19 protein-coding genes and 2 other annotated features are annotated in these 17,673 nt (G+C 39.6%); all 19 genes read left to right on the top strand.

Going from position 1 to position 17,673, the window contains the following annotated elements; all coding sequences use genetic code 11:
* Positions 1–6 precede the first annotated feature (6 nt).
* The 19 genes from clpC to rplJ all read left to right on the top strand — a co-directional run bounded on the left by clpC (position 7) and on the right by rplJ (position 17,628).
* The gene (gene clpC / locus FI644_RS09210; RefSeq protein ID WP_142108242.1) at positions 7–2,457 is read left to right on the top strand and encodes an ATP-dependent protease ATP-binding subunit ClpC; all 2,451 of its coding nucleotides are present in this window, start codon (positions 7–9) and stop codon (positions 2,455–2,457) included.
* Between the two features lie 156 nt (positions 2,458–2,613).
* Positions 2,614–3,993, top strand: coding sequence for a DNA repair protein RadA (gene radA / locus FI644_RS09205; protein WP_053478289.1), 1,380 nt, complete (start codon positions 2,614–2,616; stop codon positions 3,991–3,993).
* 3 nt (positions 3,994–3,996) lie between these two features.
* The gene (gene disA, locus FI644_RS09200; RefSeq protein WP_053478288.1) at positions 3,997–5,070 is read left to right on the top strand and encodes a DNA integrity scanning diadenylate cyclase DisA; all 1,074 of its coding nucleotides are present in this window, start codon (positions 3,997–3,999) and stop codon (positions 5,068–5,070) included.
* 214 nt (positions 5,071–5,284) lie between these two features.
* The gene (locus tag FI644_RS09195) at positions 5,285–6,367 is read left to right on the top strand and encodes a PIN/TRAM domain-containing protein (RefSeq protein WP_053478287.1); all 1,083 of its coding nucleotides are present in this window, start codon (positions 5,285–5,287) and stop codon (positions 6,365–6,367) included.
* 21 nt (positions 6,368–6,388) lie between these two features.
* The gene (ispD, locus tag FI644_RS09190) at positions 6,389–7,078 is read left to right on the top strand and encodes a 2-C-methyl-D-erythritol 4-phosphate cytidylyltransferase (protein WP_053478286.1); all 690 of its coding nucleotides are present in this window, start codon (positions 6,389–6,391) and stop codon (positions 7,076–7,078) included.
* A 25-nt stretch (positions 7,079–7,103) separates the two neighbouring features.
* Positions 7,104–7,583 (top strand): 2-C-methyl-D-erythritol 2,4-cyclodiphosphate synthase, encoded by a 480-nt coding sequence (ispF, locus tag FI644_RS09185; protein WP_053478285.1) that lies wholly within the window; start codon positions 7,104–7,106, stop codon positions 7,581–7,583.
* Between the two features lie 99 nt (positions 7,584–7,682).
* On the top strand, positions 7,683–9,140 hold the full coding sequence (gene gltX / locus FI644_RS09180; protein WP_053478284.1) for a glutamate--tRNA ligase: 1,458 nt from the start codon (positions 7,683–7,685) through the stop codon (positions 9,138–9,140).
* A gap of 42 nt (positions 9,141–9,182) precedes the next feature.
* Positions 9,183–9,438: a binding site (T-box leader), on the top strand.
* Positions 9,439–9,745: 307 nt separating this feature from the next.
* Positions 9,746–10,414 carry a serine O-acetyltransferase gene (cysE, locus tag FI644_RS09175; RefSeq protein WP_053478283.1) on the top strand — a complete coding sequence of 223 codons (669 nt, stop codon included), beginning with the start codon at positions 9,746–9,748 and terminating at the stop codon, positions 10,412–10,414.
* A complete protein-coding gene (cysS, locus tag FI644_RS09170; protein WP_053478282.1) occupies positions 10,395–11,798 on the top strand; it encodes a cysteine--tRNA ligase in 1,404 nt (467 codons plus the stop codon). The genes cysE and cysS overlap by 20 nt, the downstream gene beginning before the upstream one ends.
* 3 nt (positions 11,799–11,801) lie before the next feature.
* A complete protein-coding gene (locus tag FI644_RS09165; RefSeq protein WP_053478281.1) occupies positions 11,802–12,224 on the top strand; it encodes a Mini-ribonuclease 3 in 423 nt (140 codons plus the stop codon).
* Positions 12,224–12,967 (top strand): 23S rRNA (guanosine(2251)-2'-O)-methyltransferase RlmB, encoded by a 744-nt coding sequence (gene rlmB / locus FI644_RS09160; protein WP_053478280.1) that lies wholly within the window; start codon positions 12,224–12,226, stop codon positions 12,965–12,967. Before FI644_RS09165 ends, rlmB begins: the two co-directional genes overlap by 1 nt.
* 2 nt (positions 12,968–12,969) lie before the next feature.
* Positions 12,970–13,479, top strand: coding sequence for an NYN domain-containing protein (locus FI644_RS09155; RefSeq protein WP_053478279.1), 510 nt, complete (start codon positions 12,970–12,972; stop codon positions 13,477–13,479).
* 70 nt (positions 13,480–13,549) lie between these two features.
* On the top strand, positions 13,550–14,206 hold the full coding sequence (gene sigH / locus FI644_RS09150) for an RNA polymerase sporulation sigma factor SigH (RefSeq protein ID WP_172797594.1): 657 nt from the start codon (positions 13,550–13,552) through the stop codon (positions 14,204–14,206).
* Between the two features lie 111 nt (positions 14,207–14,317).
* Complete coding sequence (rpmG, locus tag FI644_RS09145) at positions 14,318–14,461, top strand: 50S ribosomal protein L33 (protein WP_053478278.1); 144 nt, start codon at positions 14,318–14,320, stop codon at positions 14,459–14,461.
* Positions 14,462–14,514: 53 nt separating this feature from the next.
* Complete coding sequence (secE, locus tag FI644_RS09140) at positions 14,515–14,697, top strand: preprotein translocase subunit SecE (protein ID WP_053478277.1); 183 nt, start codon at positions 14,515–14,517, stop codon at positions 14,695–14,697.
* A 147-nt stretch (positions 14,698–14,844) separates the two neighbouring features.
* Positions 14,845–15,378 carry a transcription termination/antitermination protein NusG gene (gene nusG, locus FI644_RS09135; protein ID WP_053478276.1) on the top strand — a complete coding sequence of 178 codons (534 nt, stop codon included), beginning with the start codon at positions 14,845–14,847 and terminating at the stop codon, positions 15,376–15,378.
* 242 nt (positions 15,379–15,620) lie between these two features.
* Positions 15,621–16,046: a 50S ribosomal protein L11 gene (rplK, locus tag FI644_RS09130; RefSeq protein ID WP_009336545.1), complete on the top strand. Its 426-nt coding sequence runs from the start codon at positions 15,621–15,623 to the stop codon at positions 16,044–16,046.
* A gap of 157 nt (positions 16,047–16,203) precedes the next feature.
* Positions 16,204–16,902 (top strand): 50S ribosomal protein L1, encoded by a 699-nt coding sequence (gene rplA, locus FI644_RS09125; protein ID WP_056681733.1) that lies wholly within the window; start codon positions 16,204–16,206, stop codon positions 16,900–16,902.
* A 50-nt stretch (positions 16,903–16,952) separates the two neighbouring features.
* Positions 16,953–17,095 (top strand) — a sequence feature (ribosomal protein L10 leader region).
* A 32-nt stretch (positions 17,096–17,127) separates the two neighbouring features.
* On the top strand, positions 17,128–17,628 hold the full coding sequence (gene rplJ, locus FI644_RS09120) for a 50S ribosomal protein L10 (RefSeq protein ID WP_053478274.1): 501 nt from the start codon (positions 17,128–17,130) through the stop codon (positions 17,626–17,628).
* The last annotated feature ends 45 nt before the right edge of the window (positions 17,629–17,673 follow it).

The raw sequence follows: 17,673 nt of genomic DNA, 5'->3' as shown, positions 1-17,673 counted from the left end.
ACTGATATGATGTTCGGTCGTTTTACAGAAAGAGCCCAGAAGGTGTTGGCTTTAGCACAAGAGGAGGCCATTCGTTTAGGTCATAATAATATTGGAACAGAGCATATTCTTCTAGGTCTTGTTCGAGAAGGGGACGGCATTGCTGCTAAAGCCCTCTATGCGCTGGGACTTGGTTCGGATAAAATTCAAAACGAAGTGGAAAATTTAATTGGCAGGGGGCAGGATGCAACCCAGACGCCACATTATACACCTAGAGCTAAAAAAGTGATCGAACTTTCAATGGATGAAGCGAGGAAATTAGGCCACTCCTATGTAGGGACTGAGCATATCCTCCTTGGACTTATTCGTGAAGGTGAGGGTGTAGCTGCAAGAGTGCTTAATAACCTTGGGGTTAGTCTTAATAAAGCACGCCAGCAAGTGCTGCAGTTATTAGGAAGCAATGAATCTGGCAATCACCAGGGCGGATCATCGGCTAATGCCAATACACCTACGCTTGATGGTTTAGCAAGAGATTTAACGGCTATCGCCAAAGAAGGAAGCCTTGACCCTGTGATCGGACGCAGTAAAGAGATACAGCGTGTAATAGAAGTGTTGAGCCGCCGGACAAAGAATAACCCAGTGTTAATTGGTGAGCCTGGTGTTGGGAAGACAGCAATAGCAGAAGGGCTGGCACAGCAAATTATTAATAATGAGGTCCCAGAGACACTTCGTGATAAAAGGGTCATGACCCTTGATATGGGAACGGTTGTTGCTGGAACAAAATACCGGGGAGAATTTGAAGATCGTTTGAAAAAGGTAATGGATGAAATCAGGCAAGCAGGTAATATTATCTTATTCATTGACGAGCTGCACACATTAATTGGTGCAGGAGGAGCAGAGGGAGCAATTGATGCTTCTAATATCCTAAAACCTTCACTTGCCCGTGGCGAATTGCAATGTATTGGAGCAACAACACTTGATGAATATCGTAAATATATAGAAAAAGATGCAGCATTAGAAAGACGCTTCCAGCCAATAACGGTTGATGAGCCGACAGCTGATGAGTCTGTACAAATTTTACAGGGATTAAGAGACCGTTATGAAGCTCATCACCGTGTAACGATAACTGATGCAGCCATTGATGCGGCTGTAAAACTATCAGATCGCTATATTTCAGATCGGTTCCTTCCAGATAAGGCGATTGATCTTATCGATGAAGCAGGTTCGAAAGTGCGTCTTCGCTCTTACACGACACCGCCTAATTTAAAGGAATTAGAAGTAAAGCTTGAGGATGTTCGTAAAGAAAAGGATGCTGCTGTACAAAGCCAAGAATTTGAGAAAGCTGCCTCTTTAAGGGATACAGAACAGCGCCTTCGTGAGCAGCTGGAGGAAACAAAGAAATCTTGGAAGGAAAAACAAGGCAAAGAGAACAGTGAAGTAACTGTTGAAGATATTGCCAGCGTTGTATCTAGCTGGACGGGTATCCCTGTTTCTAAATTGGCAGAAACAGAAACACAGAAGCTTCTAAATTTAGAAGAGATCCTTCATTCAAGACTGATTGGTCAAGAAGAAGCAGTTAAAGCGATCTCCAAAGCAGTTCGCCGCGCGCGGGCTGGGTTAAAGGATCCAAAGCGTCCGATTGGCTCATTTGTTTTCCTCGGTCCAACTGGGGTCGGAAAGACAGAGCTTGCCCGTGCATTAGCTGAAGCAATGTTTGGCGATGAAGATGCAATGATCCGTATCGATATGTCTGAGTATATGGAGAAGCACTCTACTTCAAGATTGGTAGGTTCACCTCCTGGATATGTAGGATATGAAGAAGGCGGACAGTTAACTGAAAAGGTTCGCAGAAAGCCATATTCAGTTGTACTGCTAGATGAAATTGAAAAGGCACATCCAGATGTTTTCAATATTCTTTTGCAAGTATTAGAGGATGGCCGTTTGACTGATTCGAAAGGAAGAACTGTCGATTTCCGTAATACAGTTTTAATTATGACTTCCAATGTTGGAGCAGAGGCATTAAAACGCAACAAATATGTCGGATTCAACATTCAAGATGGCGAACAGGATTACAAGGATATGAAATCGAAGGTAATGGAGGAAATGAAAAAGGCGTTCCGTCCAGAGTTCGTCAATCGTATTGATGAGATCATTGTCTTCCATGCACTAGAGAGAAAGCATTTAAAGGAAATTGTTACATTAATGTCTGATCAATTGACTAAACGGTTAAAAGAGCAGGATATCGATATTGAATTAACTGATGCTGCGAAGGAGAAAATTTCTGTCGAAGGCTATGACCCTGAATATGGGGCAAGACCGCTTCGCAGAGCGATTCAAAAACATATCGAGGATCGTTTGTCAGAAGAGCTGCTTAAAGGAACGGTATTAACAGGTCAAAAGGTTGTTATTGATGTCCGTGATGGAGAGTTTGTTGTAGAAACAGGGGGATCAAACCTTACGGCCACTATACAAAAATAATGAATGAGATAAAAGAAGAAGGTGCACGTGGATAATCGTGTACCTTCTTTGTAATTACTAAGTGCGAAACAGCGTATAATATAATTCTGGGTATATTTCCAATGAAGAATTAGAACATAAATGGTAAAGGTTTGATTAGAGAAGGAGAATAAGGTTATGGCCAAAAGGAAAACAAAGTTTATGTGCCAGGAATGCGGGTATGAATCACCAAAGTGGATGGGGAAATGCCCGGGCTGTGGCGAGTGGAATAAAATGATCGAAGAAGTAGAGAAGCCTGCTACCTCAAGAAGGGGAGCATTTGCCCATTCCGCAGGATCGACCATTCTCTCAAAGGCGACGCCAATAAACGCTATTGAGACGGTAAGTGAGCCAAGAATATATACAGATTTAAATGAACTTAATCGTGTACTTGGAGGAGGAGTAGTTAGAGGTTCTCTTGTGTTAATCGGCGGTGATCCTGGAATCGGTAAATCTACGCTTCTCCTGCAGGTTTCATCCCAACTTGCTAATAAAAACCACTCTGTTTTGTATATATCTGGAGAAGAATCCATGCGTCAAACGAAATTAAGAGCGGACCGTTTGGGTGTTTCTTCAGATAATTTATTAGTCTACTCGGAGACAAGTCTTGAAGAAATCAGCAGGACAATCGATCAAGTAAATCCAAGCTTTGTAATCATTGATTCAATTCAAACAATCTTTCATCCAGAGGTTACTTCAGCACCTGGAAGTGTTTCTCAAGTAAGGGAGTGCACGGCTGAGTTAATGAGAATCGGGAAGACAAAAGGAATTGCCATTTTCATAGTTGGGCATGTTACAAAGGAAGGCTCTATAGCCGGACCGAGACTATTGGAGCATATGGTTGATACTGTGCTTTATTTTGAGGGCGAACGCCACCATACATATCGTATTTTACGAGCAGTAAAAAACAGGTTTGGATCTACAAATGAAATGGGAATTTTCGAAATGAAGGAGTTTGGATTGGAAGAGGTAGAAAATCCGTCCGAAATTTTCCTAGAGGAAAGATCCCAAGGTGCAGCAGGATCAACTGTTGTTGCATCGATGGAAGGAACACGTCCAGTTCTCGTGGAGATACAGGCGCTTATTTCCCCAACAAGCTTTGGAAATCCAAGAAGAATGGCAACGGGAATTGACCATAACCGTGTGCCATTGCTAATGGCAGTACTAGAAAAAAGGGTAGGGATGCTCCTGCAGAACCAAGATGCTTATTTAAAGGTAGCTGGTGGAGTAAAGCTAGATGAGCCTGCTATCGATTTAGCTATTGCTGTCAGTATTGCATCTAGTTTTCGTGATAAGCCAACTAAACCTACGGATTGTATTATTGGAGAAGTTGGATTAACTGGTGAAGTCAGAAGGGTCTCAAGAATTGAGCAACGGGTTCAGGAAGCTGCAAAGCTTGGCTTTGAACGAGTCATTCTACCATCTAATAATCTTGGTGGCTGGAAGGGACCAAAAGGAGTAGAACTAATAGGGGTAGGTTCTGTTAGTGAAGCATTAAAAGCGACATTAGGAGGATAAAGGATGGATATGAAAAAGCTTGGTGAAAAAACGATGAGTGAAATCCTGCAGTTTATGGCTCCGGGTACGCCGATAAGAGAAGGAATTGATAATGTCCTTCGTGCAAACACTGGGGGATTAATCGTTCTTGGGAATAAAGAGAAAATGACAAATATCGTTGATGGAGGATTTCAAATAAATTCTCCATTTTCGCCAAGCTATTTATACGAGTTAGCTAAAATGGATGGGGCAATTGTTCTAAATGAGGAAGGGAATAAGATATTAATAGCAAATGCTCAACTTGCCCCAGATCCTAGCATTTCATCCACGGAAACGGGGATGCGTCATCGAACAGCTGAAAGGGTAGCGAAGCAAACAGGATCCTTGGTTATAGCTATTTCTCAGCGCAGAAATGTCATTACTCTTTATAAAGGGCATTTTCGTTATGCACTAAGGGATATTGCGGTGATTTTGTCGAAAGCAAATGTTGCTCTGCAAACACTTGAAAAATATAAGGTTGTATTAGAACAGAGCATTGCTAATTTAAGTGTGCTGGAGTTTGAAGAGCTAGTTACCTATTGTGATATCATCAATGTTTTTCATAGTATTGAAATGGTATTGAGGATTAAGACAGAATTGCTTGCTTATTTAAATGAATTGGGGATTGAAGGTAGATTAATCCGCTTGCAGATGAATGAGATTTTGCTGGATATTGAAAGGGAAGCGGAATTAATTATAAAGGACTATGCACAATCTAAGGATGTTCAAACGGGCGAATTATTTGATAAATTACAGGAACTATCTACTGGAAAAATTCTTGAGGATACCCTTATTTTGAAATTGCTAGGGTATAACGGGTATATTCACACGGACGAATATAAATGTCCGCGTGGCTATCGTATGCTTTCAAAAGTCCCGCGGCTGCCGCCAGTCATTATAGAGAATTTAATTGTTCATTTTGGCGATTTGCCTGCCATTGTTGCTGCATCTGTAGAGGAATTGGATGAAGTAGAGGGAATCGGAGAAGTAAGAGCGAGGAAAATTAAAGATGGGTTAAAATTGATAAAAAATCAGTTTTTTGCAGATCGGCAGCTATAAAGTGACTATTGAACTATAATAATCAGTATGATACAATGTCTGGTTGTTTTATTTGACACTAGATTGCGAATGGTGCTAACCTTAGGCTGTGGCATTGACTATTATCGGTTATCTTATCTTATTTTAATATAATTTAATTTCTTGAGGAAATTTCCCTTTTCTATAGGTTTCAATTTTTGGAATTTGTTAATAATGATTAAAAGGAGGTGAAGGAATGTTAAAACGTATTGTTCAAGCATGCTTCCTTATTATTGGGGTAACGCTTGGGATATTTTTGATTCCTGATTTATTAAGACTAATATCACTCGATAACATTACCATGTTAAATAATCCTTATATGTCCGCGGTGTTAGGTGCAATTATTTTTTATCTTATTTCTTTTTGGGCGGTTGATTATGTTGTTAACTTTGTAAAATGGGTAGAGGAATCGCTTGTACGGGTACCGATAACTGATATTATTTTTGGAAGCATCGGCCTAGTATTTGGGCTGATTGTTGCCTTTTTGATTGGTTATGCATTGAATGCCATCGAAGTTCCTATTTTAAATACGGTTGCACCAATTGTATTAACACTTATATTTGGTTATTTAGGGTTTCAGGTTGGATTTAAAAAACGTGATGAGCTTCTTAATTTGTTTTCTAATCGAAAGAAAAAGGCAAATGAAGAGGAGCCTGAAGCAGCTGCTAAAAACATCTTGAAAATATTAGACACAAGTGTCATTATTGATGGCAGAATTGCAGATATTTGCCAGACTGGATTTCTAGAGGGAACAATTGTTATCCCGCAGTTTGTCCTTGAAGAATTACAGCATATCGCTGATTCGTCAGATGTATTAAAGCGTAATAGAGGACGAAGAGGGTTAGACATTTTGAATCGGATTCAAAAAGAGCTTGCCATAAAAGTAGAAATTTATGAAGGTGACTTTGAAGAGATTCAAGAAGTAGACAGTAAGCTTGTCAAACTTGCGAAGATTACAAATGGTGTGGTCGTAACGAATGACTTTAACTTAAATAAAGTTTGTGAGTTCCAGGGGGTAGCCGTCTTAAATATTAATGATCTGGCTAATGCTGTGAAACCTGTTGTTCTTCCAGGAGAAGAAATGAAAGTTCAAGTCATTAAGGATGGGAAAGAGCAAAATCAAGGAATTGCCTATCTGGATGATGGAACGATGATTGTTGTTGAAGATGGCCGGGATTATATTGGCAAGCATATCGATGTCTTAGTAACAAGTGTCCTGCAAACCTCAGCTGGACGGATGATCTTTGCAAAGCCGAAACTATTAGAAAAAGCATTATAGAGAGATAGGGGTTTGTTTTACATGGCTTATCAAGTCATTATACCTGCAGCTGGTCAAGGAAAGAGAATGGAAGCAGGGAAAAATAAAATTTTGCTAGAGGTTAATGGGTTACCTGTCTTCATTCATACATTAAATGTTTTTCAGAAGGATGAATCATGTAAGGGGATATTTCTTGCGATAAATCCGGAAGAGGAGAAGGCATTGAAAGCGATTCTTGCCGAAAATCATATTACGAAGGTAGTTGCTCTTGTCCCAGGAGGGAAAGAAAGACAGTATAGTATATTTAATGCATTAAAGCATGTAAAACAAGAAGGAATCGTACTTGTACATGATGCCGCACGGCCATTTATTGATAAGGAACTCATCCTTCCATTAGTGGAAGCTGCCAAGGAGAAAGGAGCTGCTATTTTAGCAGTTCCTGTAAAGGATACAATAAAAAAAGCTGCTGGAAATATCGTTGCTGAAACGGTCGAACGTACGAGCTTGTGGGCTGTTCAAACCCCGCAGGCTTTTCGTTTTTCTATTTTGATGAATGCTTATAAGAAGGCAGAGCAAGATGATTTTCTTGGAACCGATGATGCAAGTTTAGTAGAGCGCCTCGGTCAGGAAATTGTTATCGTAAAAGGAAATTATGACAATATTAAGCTAACGACCCCTGAGGACCTGTATTTTGCTGAAGCGATTCTCAGAAAAAGACAAGAGCGGTTGTAAAACTATAGATAAAGGAGCAAATCGAATGTTTCGAATTGGACAAGGCTTTGATGTACATCAATTAACTGAAGGACGCCCCCTAATTATTGGCGGAATTGAGATCCCATATGAAAAAGGCTTATTAGGCCATTCAGACGCGGATGTTTTATTGCATACAGTAGCTGATGCTTGCTTAGGTGCGATCGGAGAAGGGGACATCGGCAAGCATTTTCCAGATACTGATCCAGCATTTAAAGATGCGGACTCTGCAAAATTATTAGAACACGTTTGGAAGCTTGTTAAAGAAAAAGGATATGAGCTTGTCAATGCAGATTGTACCATTATTGCTCAGAAGCCGAAAATGGCTCCCTATATTGAGCCAATGAGAGAGCGGATTGCACAATTACTAGAAACAGATAACGAAAATATTAATGTGAAGGCAACGACAACTGAGAAGCTGGGTTTTACAGGCCGAGGCGAAGGAATTGCTTCACAGGTAGCGGTGTTATTGCAAAAAAGGAAATAAAGTGAAATCTATTTTTGATTGATATAAGTCTTTATCACAGAAATTCAGGGTGCTAAAATAGATGAGTAGCTAGAAGATTATTTAGGAGGCAACAGTATTATGTCAAACGATATTCGCGTACGTTATGCCCCGAGTCCAACTGGACATTTACATATCGGTAATGCTCGTACGGCATTATTCAATTATTTATTTGCTCGTAATAAAGGCGGGAAATTTATTATCCGTATTGAAGATACAGATAAGAAGCGCAATATTGAAGGTGGAGAAGAAAGCCAGTTAAAGTATTTAAAGTGGCTTGGCATAGATTGGGATGAAAGCGTTGATACGGAAGGTGCTTTCGGTCCGTACCGCCAATCAGAACGGAATGATATTTATGAGAAATACTATAATGAGCTTCTTGATAAAGGACACGCCTATAAATGCTACTGTACCGAAGAGGAAATTGAAGCAGAGCGCGAAGCACAGGTAGAAAAAGGCGATACACCTGCATATTCCGGAAAATGCCGCCATTTAACAGTAGAGGAACGTGCAAAATTAGAAGCCGAAGGCAGACAGCCAAGTATCCGTTTCTTAGTACCAAAAGGAAAAGTGTTTACTTTTACTGATATGGTCAAAGGGAATGTTTCTTTTGAAGCGGATGGAATTGGCGACCATGTTATTGTCAAAAAGGATGGAACACCGACATATAACTTTGCAGTAACGGTAGATGATCACTTAATGGAGATCTCCCATGTTTTAAGAGGGGATGACCATATTTCCAATACGCCGAAGCAATTGATGATCTATGAAGCACTTGGGTGGGAAGCTCCAATATTCGGCCATATGACATTGATTGTGAATGAAAGCCGTAAAAAGCTAAGTAAGCGTGACGAGTCTATCATCCAATTTATTGAGCAGTATGAAGAGCTTGGCTATTTACCTGAAGCCCTTTTTAACTTTATTGCCCTGCTTGGATGGTCACCATCGGGAGAAGATGAGCTTTTCACAAAAGAAGAGTTTATTAATATCTTTGATGCGGATCGATTATCAAAATCACCAGCTCTATTCGATAAACAGAAGCTGACATGGATGAACAATCAGTATGTGAAAAAGCTAGATATCGATCGGCTTGTTTCGATTGCTTTGCCACACCTTGTGAAGGCTGGTCTGGTAAGTGAGCAAAGAACAGAAGCAGAAGAACAATGGGTGCGAGGCTTGATTGCGTTATATCAAGAAAAGATGAGTTATGGCGCTGAGATTATTGAGCTGACGGAAATTTTCTTTGCAGAAGAGACTGTATTGGATGAAGAAGCAAAAGAGGTTATTAATGAAGAACAGGTGCCTGAGGTGCTTGCTGCTTTCTTAAATGAAATTGAGCAGATGATTGACTTTAAGGCGGAAGAAATCAAAGCTGCAATGAAGGCTGTACAAAAGGCGACGGGTCATAAAGGAAAGAAACTCTTTATGCCAATACGTGTGGCAATCACGGGACAAACGCATGGGCCAGATCTTCCACAGGCAATCGAACTTTTTGGAAGGGAAAAAGTAAAAACAAGATTAATGAGTATTTTGGGTTAACATATTGCTTAAAATGTAATATAGTAATAAGTAATTTAATAAATGAAAGTGTAGAAGAGGAAAAGTAGGGATCATGATGCTTTTTAGAGAGAACCATCATCGGCTGAAAGTGGTTTAAGCCCCTCATTGTTCTGAAGTGCCCCTCTGAGTCTTGTTTCGAACATTTAAGCTGCCTGAGTGTATGTGTAAGGGCCATGCTTTTTTAAGTAGAAATGAGCGGAACTCCTTCCGTTAACAGGTTAAAGTTGAGACTAGTTAAGTCTAAACAGAGTGGAACCGCGCATAAAGCGTCTCTGTCCTATGTGACAGAGGCGCTTTTTTTATTTATTAGATAAGAGGTGTAACTTGGGAGTATGGGAATTGTCTAGCTCCAGCGCCTATCGCCTATCAAAATTCGGGTCTCCTCCCTACGATAAGTCAACATCGAATCGCTATCGCTCTTCGTGTTTCCTTTATCGAAAGGAAGAGCCCCTCCAGTTTGTACGGCGATGATCAAGGCGCTTACGCTTTTCTATTTAGGAAATATAAAATTTCCCGGGAAAATATTATTTAGATAAAACTATTTTTATAACAATTATTTTGATTCTAAAAGGAGGGGAGTCAGCATGTTTAAGAGGATGAAAGAAGATATTGAGGTTGTTTTTGAACAGGATCCTGCGGCAAGAAGCTATTTAGAAGTAATATTAACGTATTCTGGACTTCACGCTATTTGGGCACATCATATCGCTCACGCCCTATTCAAAAGAAAGCTATTCTTCTTTGCGAGAGCTATCTCGCAAATTAGTCGTTTTTTTACCGGAATTGAAATTCATCCAGGTGCTAAAATAGGCAGGCGGTTTTTTATTGACCATGGTATGGGTGTAGTGATCGGGGAGACGTGTGAGATTGGTGATAATGTCACCGTTTTTCAAGGTGTAACACTAGGAGGGACAGGGAAAGAAAAGGGCAAACGCCACCCAACAATTAAAGATAATGCCCTCATTGCAACGGGAGCAAAGGTGCTTGGATCAATAACAATTGGAGAAAATTCAAAGGTAGGGGCCGGTTCGGTTGTCTTACACGAGGTACCCCCTAATTCAACAGTTGTCGGTATTCCGGGCCGAGTGAAAGTTCAGGATGGGGTAAAAATAAGTAAAGACTTAAACCATTGTGATCTGCCTGACCCGATTGCTGACCGGTTTAAAGAGATGGAAAATGAACTAGCTGCATTAAAGAGCGAAATCGAAAGTTTAAGGAAAGAAAGGAGTCAAGTTAATGACCATTCATATTTATAATACGTTAACAAGAAAAAAAGAGCCCTTTATCCCTTTGGAAGAAGGAAAGGTAAAAATGTATGTGTGCGGACCGACCGTCTATAATTATATTCATATAGGAAATGCCCGTCCGCCAATTGTATTTGATACGGTTAGAAGATATTTTGAATATAGGGGATATGATATTAAATATATTTCCAACTTTACGGATGTAGATGATAAATTAATCCGGGCTGCAAGGGAGCTTGGGGAGGATGTTCCGACGATTGCTGAACGTTTTATCGACGCATTTTTCGAAGATGTTTCCGCACTTGGCTGCAAGCGTGCTGATGCACATCCAAGAGTAACGGAGAGTATGGACATTATTATTGAGTTTATTGAAACATTGATTGAAAAGGGATTTGCCTATGAATCTGAAGGGGATGTGTATTTCCATACTCGGAAATTTGACGGTTATGGTAAGCTATCCCATCAATCAATCGACGAGCTGCGCTCTGGTGCGCGTATTGCCGTAGGGGAAAAAAAGGATGATGCGCTTGATTTTGCTCTTTGGAAGGCCGCGAAAGAAGGCGAGATTTATTGGGATAGCCCATGGGGCAAGGGCAGACCTGGCTGGCATATTGAATGCTCTGCGATGGCTAAGAAATACTTAGGTGAAACGATTGATATTCATGCTGGTGGACAGGATTTGGCCTTCCCGCACCATGAGAATGAGATTGCGCAATCAGAAGCAGTAAATGGAAAGACATTTGCTCGTTACTGGATGCATAATGGGTATATCAATATTGATAATGAAAAAATGTCGAAATCACTTGGTAACTTCGTGCTAGTCCATGACATTATCAAAAATCATGACCCACAGGTTCTTCGATTCTTTATGCTTTCAGTCCATTACCGGAATCCGATTAATTACAGTGAAGAATTATTAGAAAGTACTAAAGCATCCTTGGAACGAATTAGAACATCTTATCAGAATTTAAAACATCGCCAAGAAGCAAGTGTGAATCTTACAGACAACAATGAAGAGTGGTTAGGAAAAATTATTGCCTTACATGAAGAATTCATTAAAGCAATGGATGATGATTTTAATACTGCAAATGGAATTTCCGTTCTTTTTGAGCTTTCTAAATTAGCTAATTATTATTTGATGGAGAAAAATACGTCTGTTCAAGTAATTGTTGCTTTTGCAAAGGAATTTGAAGAGCTTTTCCACGTTCTAGGTCTTTCACTAGATTTTCCGAAAGAAGAACTATTGGATGAGGAAATTGACCGAATGATTGAACAGCGCAATCAGGCAAGGAAGGAACGAAACTTCCAACTAGCCGATGAAATTCGCGAGAAGCTGAAGGAAATGAATATCATCCTAGAAGATACACCTCAAGGGATTAGATGGAAAAGAGGCTAAACAATGCTTCAATATGATAATAAAATTGATGAAAAACAGCTAAACAGTCTCGCCCTTGCCTATATGGGCGATGCTGTCTTTGAAATATATGTACGCAGACATCTGCTTCAAAATGGAAAGGTACGGCCAAATCAGCTTCATAAGGAGGCGACCCATTATGTGTCAGCAAAAGCACAATCGCAAATTGTTCATCAATTTATTGATTCTGGGTTTCTGACGGAAGAAGAATTGGCTATTGTTAAAAGAGGAAGAAATGCAAAATCAGGTACAGTTCCAAAAAACACGGATGTCCAAACATATCGTTATAGTACGGCTTTTGAATCGCTTATAGGCAATTTATACTTATCGGATCAGCAAAAGAGGCTCGAAGAAATAATTGTGGCTGCTTTTCAAATGGTTGAGGATAAGAAAGGAGGAACAGTGTAATGAACGAAGATATCATTATGGGGAAAAACCCTGTTATTGAAGCGCTTAAATCAGGCAGAGATATTAATAAAATTTTGATCGCTGAAGGCTCCCAAGGCGGCCAAATGCAGCAGGTTATAGGTTTAGCTAAGGCGTCAAATGTATTTGTTCAATTTGTCCCGAAGAAAAAACTGGACCAAGTAGCAGAAGGAAACCATCAGGGGGTTATCGCACAAGTTGCGGCATATCAATATGCTGAAATAGACGATTTGTTTCATGCAGCTGAAAAGAAAAATGAAGCCCCATTCTTTTTACTATTGGATGAAATTGAGGATCCGCATAATTTAGGTTCAATAATGAGAACAGCTGATGCAGTAGGAGCTCACGGGATTATTATTCCCAAAAGAAGAGCTGTCGGTTTAACTGCTACAGTTGCAAAGGCATCTACGGGAGCAATTGAACATATTCCTGTTGTCCGAGTAACAAATATGGCAAGGACAATTGATGAACTAAAAGAAAAAGGTGTATGGATAGCTGGAACAGATGCAAAAGGCAGAGAGGATTACCGGCAGTTTGATGGAACATTGCCATTAGGCTTAGTGATCGGCAGTGAAGGGAAAGGAATGGGACGCCTCATTCGTGATAAATGTGACTTTCTTATCCATTTACCAATGTCAGGCCATGTAACCTCTTTAAATGCATCTGTTGCTGCAGCACTCCTCATGTATGAGGTCCACCGGAAACGACACCCTCTAGAGGGATAAAGATGAACATCCTAATTGTCGATGGCTATAATGTGATTGGTGCTTGGCCCGAGCTAAGAGCACTTAAAGACAAGGATTTATCTGCAGCTAGAGATCGCTTAATAGAGAAAATGGCAGAATACCGAGCATATTCTGGTTATCGGGTGATCGTTGTATTTGATGCCCATTTTGTGAAGGGAACAGAAAAACAGTATAAAAATCATAATGTAGAAGTAATTTTTACAAGAACAAATGAAACAGCGGATGAACGAATTGAAAAATTAGCAATCAGTCTCAATAATATAAAAACACAAATTCACGTAGCTACTTCAGATTATACGGAACAGTGGGCGATCTTTGGTCAAGGGGCATTGCGGAAATCATCAAGAGAATTATTAAATGAAATGAACAATATTGAAAATAGAATAGACAAAAAAGTGAAAAAAATACAAGAGGAAAGACCTTTCTCTAGAATACCGCTTAGCAATGAGGTATCAGAAATTTTTGAAAAATGGCGCAGAGGAAAGCGATGAGCGGTTGACGCTGGAAAAAAGCCTACTGTATAATATTTCTATCTATGTTTGTGCGGTCGGAGGGATCTGAGTGGATACTGACTTAAAGGCAATCGACGAAAGTAATTTAGAGTATTTACAGCTAGAAGACGAAGAACTGGTTTATTTAGTACATCGTGGAGAAAGTGAAGCATTAGATTATTTAATTCATAAGTATCGTAATTTCGTTCGTGCAAAAGCAAGATCCTATTTTTTGATTGGTGCAGATAAAGAAGATATTGTTCAAGAGGGAATGATTGGATTATATAAGGCGATTCGAGATTTCAAAGAGGACAAGCTTTCCTCTTTCAAAGCCTTTGCTGAACTATGTATTACTAGACAAATTATTACAGCTATCAAAACAGCTACCCGACAAAAACATATCCCGTTGAATTCCTACGTATCTTTGGACAAGCCGATTTATGACGAGGAATCGGATCGGACATTAATGGATGTCATTTCTGGTGCGAAGGTAATGGATCCTGAAGAATTAATCATTAATCAGGAGGAATTCGATCATATTGAAGTGAAAATGGCGGAGCTTCTGAGTGATTTGGAAAGAAAGGTACTTGCGCTTTATTTAGATGGTCAATCCTATCAGGAAATCTCAGAGGAACTTAACCGTCATGTTAAATCAATTGATAATGCCCTTCAGCGGGTAAAGCGAAAGCTTGAGCGATACCTGGAGGTTCGTGAAATTTCTTTGTAAACAGATCAAGTATTACATTCTACTCTTTCTTCCAGTTTTCGCTGTTATTGACATCAATTATCGTCCGTGTTAAAGTTTTAAGGACGTAGAAGTATTTAGTAGGTGGAATGAATGAGGAAAAAAGTGGCACTAGCTTGTGCTGAGTGCGGTTCTCGAAATTATTCAACGATGAATAACAAAGAAACTGACCGTTTAGAACTTAAAAAATTTTGTAAAACATGCAATAATCATACTACCCATCGCGAAACAAAATAAGGTCTATAGATAAAATTTAAAAGGATATTTCTCTTGGAGTTGGGGGTTACGACATGCAACGCATCTTGAAGTTTTTCCGTGATGTTGGCCGTGAAATGAGGAAGGTCAGCTGGCCAAAGCGTAAAGAATTGACAAGCTATACAGTGACGGTTCTTGCAACAGTCGTGTTCTTTGCTGTGTTCTTTGCTGTAGTTGATTTAGGTATTTCTGAACTGATTCGTTTAATTCTTGAATAACCCCTCTATGTCCATGGTATAATGGAGAATAACAGAGGAAACATTTGCAAAGCCCGGAAACGGGTTTTTTCATTTGGTAAAAAATACTCTACAAAAAAGCCTAAAATTTATTATTACAGGGAGGGAAGGACGAACGAGTCCCCTTGAATGGAAAAGAATTGGTATGTTGTTCATACGTACTCGGGTTATGAAAACAAAGTAAAGGCTAACTTAGAGAAACGTGTAGAATCAATGGCAATGCAAGATAAAATCTTTCGTGTGATTGTGCCAGAAGAAGAAGAAACAGATTTCAAAAATGGAAAGAAAAAGGTTGTTAAACGTAAAGTTTTCCCTGGATATGTATTAGTTGAAATCGTGATGACTGATGATTCTTGGTATGTAGTCCGCAATACGCCAGGTGTAACAGGATTTGTTGGCTCAGCTGGATCTGGCTCTAAACCAACTCCGTTATTACCAGAAGAAGTAAACGTTATTTTGAAGCGCATGGGCGTGGAAGAAAAGCGAGTAGATATCGATTTTGAACTTGGAGAAACAGTTCAAGTGAAAGAAGGTCCATTTGCGAACTTTACAGGTTCAATTGAAGATATTGATAAGGATAAGGCGAAGATTAAAGTATTAGTAAATATGTTTGGCCGTGATACTCCAGTCGAACTGGACTTTTCTCAGATTGAAAAATTATAAAAAAATAATGAGAAATCTTCAAAATATGGCATGTCTTTTTTATAACTATAAAAAGTTATCCTTGCTTATTTGAAAAAAACTTGAAATCATCTTTAAAAAGTGGTAACATTTCAAAGGTCAGTATGTCTCGGACAATGAGACCGGACAATTGCTAGAGTTCTTTATCTTTATATAAAGACTATAAGTTGAGTGGGAGGGAATATCCCTATTACCACATCACGGACTTTAAGGAGGTGTGTCTCGTGGCTAAAAAAGTAATCAAACTTGTTAAATTGCAAATTCCAGCAGGTAAAGCAAACCCTGCGCCGCCAGTTGGTCCTGCACTAGGTCAAGCCGGTGTGAATATCATGGGATTCTGTAAGGAATTTAACGCTCGTACAGCTGAACAAGCTGGTCTAATCATTCCTGTTGAAATTACGGTTTTTGAAGACCGTTCATTTACATTTATTACGAAAACTCCTCCTGCTGCAGTTCTTCTTAAGAAAGCGGCTGGAATTGAGTCTGGTTCAGGTGAACCGAACCGTAATAAAGTAGCAACAGTCAAGCGTGACAAGGTACGCGAGATTGCTGAAACAAAAATGCCTGATCTAAACGCTGCAAGTGTTGAAGCTGCAATGCGTATGGTTGAAGGTACTGCTCGCAGCATGGGTATCGTTATCGAAGACTAATCCATGTATGCTGTTCAACGGGGTTGCGTTGCTGAATTTGGTTTCACACGCAACCCTTTGTGCGTCTAACAATAGTTCATAGCGCTAACGAAGCGTTTATGCTTTTGTTACGTGGGAGGTTATTCCGTTAAAACCACAAATCAAGGAGGAAATAAAAATGGCTAAAAAAGGTAAAAAGTATTTAGAAGCTGCTAAGCTTGTAGATAGCATGAAGGCTTATCCAATTGGAGAAGCAATTGAACTTGCGAAGAAAACAAATTTCGCTAAATTCGATGCAACTGTAGAAGTGGCATTCCGTTTAGGAGTAGACCCTAAGAAAGCTGATCAGCAAATCCGTGGGGCTGTTGTGCTTCCAAACGGTACTGGTAAAACTCAGCGTGTCCTTGTTTTTGCTAAAGGCGAAAAAGCGAAGGAAGCAGAAGCTGCAGGAGCAGATTTCGTAGGTGATGCGGACTACATCAACAAAATCCAACAAGGCTGGTTTGACTTCGATGTAATCGTTGCTACACCAGATATGATGGGTGAAGTTGGTAAACTTGGACGTGTGTTAGGACCAAAAGGCTTAATGCCAAACCCTAAGACAGGCACAGTTACTTTTGATGTAACGAAGGCTGTTCAAGAAATTAAAGCTGGTAAAGTTGAATACCGTGTTGATAAAGCTGGTAACATCCACGTGCCAATCGGTAAAGTTTCATTTGAAAACGAAAAGCTTGTTGAAAACTTCAACACTATTTTCGATACAATGATGAAAGTTAAGCCTGCTGCTGCAAAAGGAACTTACATGAAGAACGTATCTGTTACTTCAACTATGGGACCTGGCGTAAAAGTAGACCCTTCAACTGTAACAGTTAAATAATAACAATTGACAAACAAATATACATTTAGTATTATGTATTTTGTTGTGAAAATAAAATAACATTTTTACCGTAGACAGCAGGCGCCTTTAAGCTTAATTTCCTGCCGAGGTATTACGATACAGTTAATTGATTTATTAACTATTGTATACTTCCTCCATGTCTGCAAAGGTGTGGAGGTTTTTTATGGACGGTTTAAATGTAGAATTTCTACAGGAGGTGTAAAGATGAGCAGTGCTATCGAACAAAAGAAACAGATCGTAGAAGAAATTGCTGATAAATTTAAAGCAAGTGTATCAACGATTGTTGTTGATTATCGTGGTCTTACTGTTGCAGAAGTAACTGAACTTCGTAAGCAACTTCGTGAAGCTGGTGTAGAATTCAAAGTATACAAGAATTCATTAACACGCCGTGCAGCTGAATCTGCTGAGCTTTCAGGCTTAAATGAAGTGTTAACAGGTCCTAATGCGGTTGCATTCAGTACTGAAGATGTAGTTGCTCCAGCAAAAATCATTAATGATTTTGCGAAAAAACATGAAGCGCTTGAAATTAAAGCGGGTGTAATTGAAGGTAATGTTGCTTCAGTTGATGAAGTGAAGGCTCTTGCAGAACTTCCATCACGCGAAGGTTTACTTTCTATGCTACTCAGCGTTCTTCAAGCACCAATCCGCAATCTTGCTCTTGCTGCAAAAGCTGTTGCAGACCAAAAAGAAGAACAAGGCGCGTAAGTTAAGGTTAGCGTTAAACTAATAGAATCAAACCAAATATAAGGA

Origin of the sequence: Cytobacillus solani (assembly GCF_006704205.1) — a bacterium.
GTDB classification, from domain to species: Bacteria; Bacillota; Bacilli; order Bacillales; family Cytobacillaceae; genus Cytobacillus; species Cytobacillus solani.
This window is presented reverse-complemented; position numbering and strand designations above follow the sequence as displayed.

What these genes read in the sequence shown, in the direction of transcription:
- clpC (WP_142108242.1), top strand. Translation starts at nt 7, where the DNA reads ATGATGTTCGGTCGTTTTACAGAAAGAGCCCAGAAGGTGTTGGCTTTA.
- radA (WP_053478289.1), top strand. Translation starts at nt 2,614, where the DNA reads ATGGCCAAAAGGAAAACAAAGTTTATGTGCCAGGAATGCGGGTATGAA.
- disA (WP_053478288.1), top strand. Translation starts at nt 3,997, where the DNA reads ATGGATATGAAAAAGCTTGGTGAAAAAACGATGAGTGAAATCCTGCAG.
- FI644_RS09195 (WP_053478287.1), top strand. Translation starts at nt 5,285, where the DNA reads ATGTTAAAACGTATTGTTCAAGCATGCTTCCTTATTATTGGGGTAACG.
- ispD (WP_053478286.1), top strand. Translation starts at nt 6,389, where the DNA reads ATGGCTTATCAAGTCATTATACCTGCAGCTGGTCAAGGAAAGAGAATG.
- ispF (WP_053478285.1), top strand. Translation starts at nt 7,104, where the DNA reads ATGTTTCGAATTGGACAAGGCTTTGATGTACATCAATTAACTGAAGGA.
- gltX (WP_053478284.1), top strand. Translation starts at nt 7,683, where the DNA reads ATGTCAAACGATATTCGCGTACGTTATGCCCCGAGTCCAACTGGACAT.
- cysE (WP_053478283.1), top strand. Translation starts at nt 9,746, where the DNA reads ATGTTTAAGAGGATGAAAGAAGATATTGAGGTTGTTTTTGAACAGGAT.
- cysS (WP_053478282.1), top strand. Translation starts at nt 10,395, where the DNA reads ATGACCATTCATATTTATAATACGTTAACAAGAAAAAAAGAGCCCTTT.
- FI644_RS09165 (WP_053478281.1), top strand. Translation starts at nt 11,802, where the DNA reads ATGCTTCAATATGATAATAAAATTGATGAAAAACAGCTAAACAGTCTC.
- rlmB (WP_053478280.1), top strand. Translation starts at nt 12,224, where the DNA reads ATGAACGAAGATATCATTATGGGGAAAAACCCTGTTATTGAAGCGCTT.
- FI644_RS09155 (WP_053478279.1), top strand. Translation starts at nt 12,970, where the DNA reads ATGAACATCCTAATTGTCGATGGCTATAATGTGATTGGTGCTTGGCCC.
- rpmG (WP_053478278.1), top strand. Translation starts at nt 14,318, where the DNA reads ATGAGGAAAAAAGTGGCACTAGCTTGTGCTGAGTGCGGTTCTCGAAAT.
- secE (WP_053478277.1), top strand. Translation starts at nt 14,515, where the DNA reads ATGCAACGCATCTTGAAGTTTTTCCGTGATGTTGGCCGTGAAATGAGG.
- nusG (WP_053478276.1), top strand. Translation starts at nt 14,845, where the DNA reads ATGGAAAAGAATTGGTATGTTGTTCATACGTACTCGGGTTATGAAAAC.
- rplA (WP_056681733.1), top strand. Translation starts at nt 16,204, where the DNA reads ATGGCTAAAAAAGGTAAAAAGTATTTAGAAGCTGCTAAGCTTGTAGAT.
- rplJ (WP_053478274.1), top strand. Translation starts at nt 17,128, where the DNA reads ATGAGCAGTGCTATCGAACAAAAGAAACAGATCGTAGAAGAAATTGCT.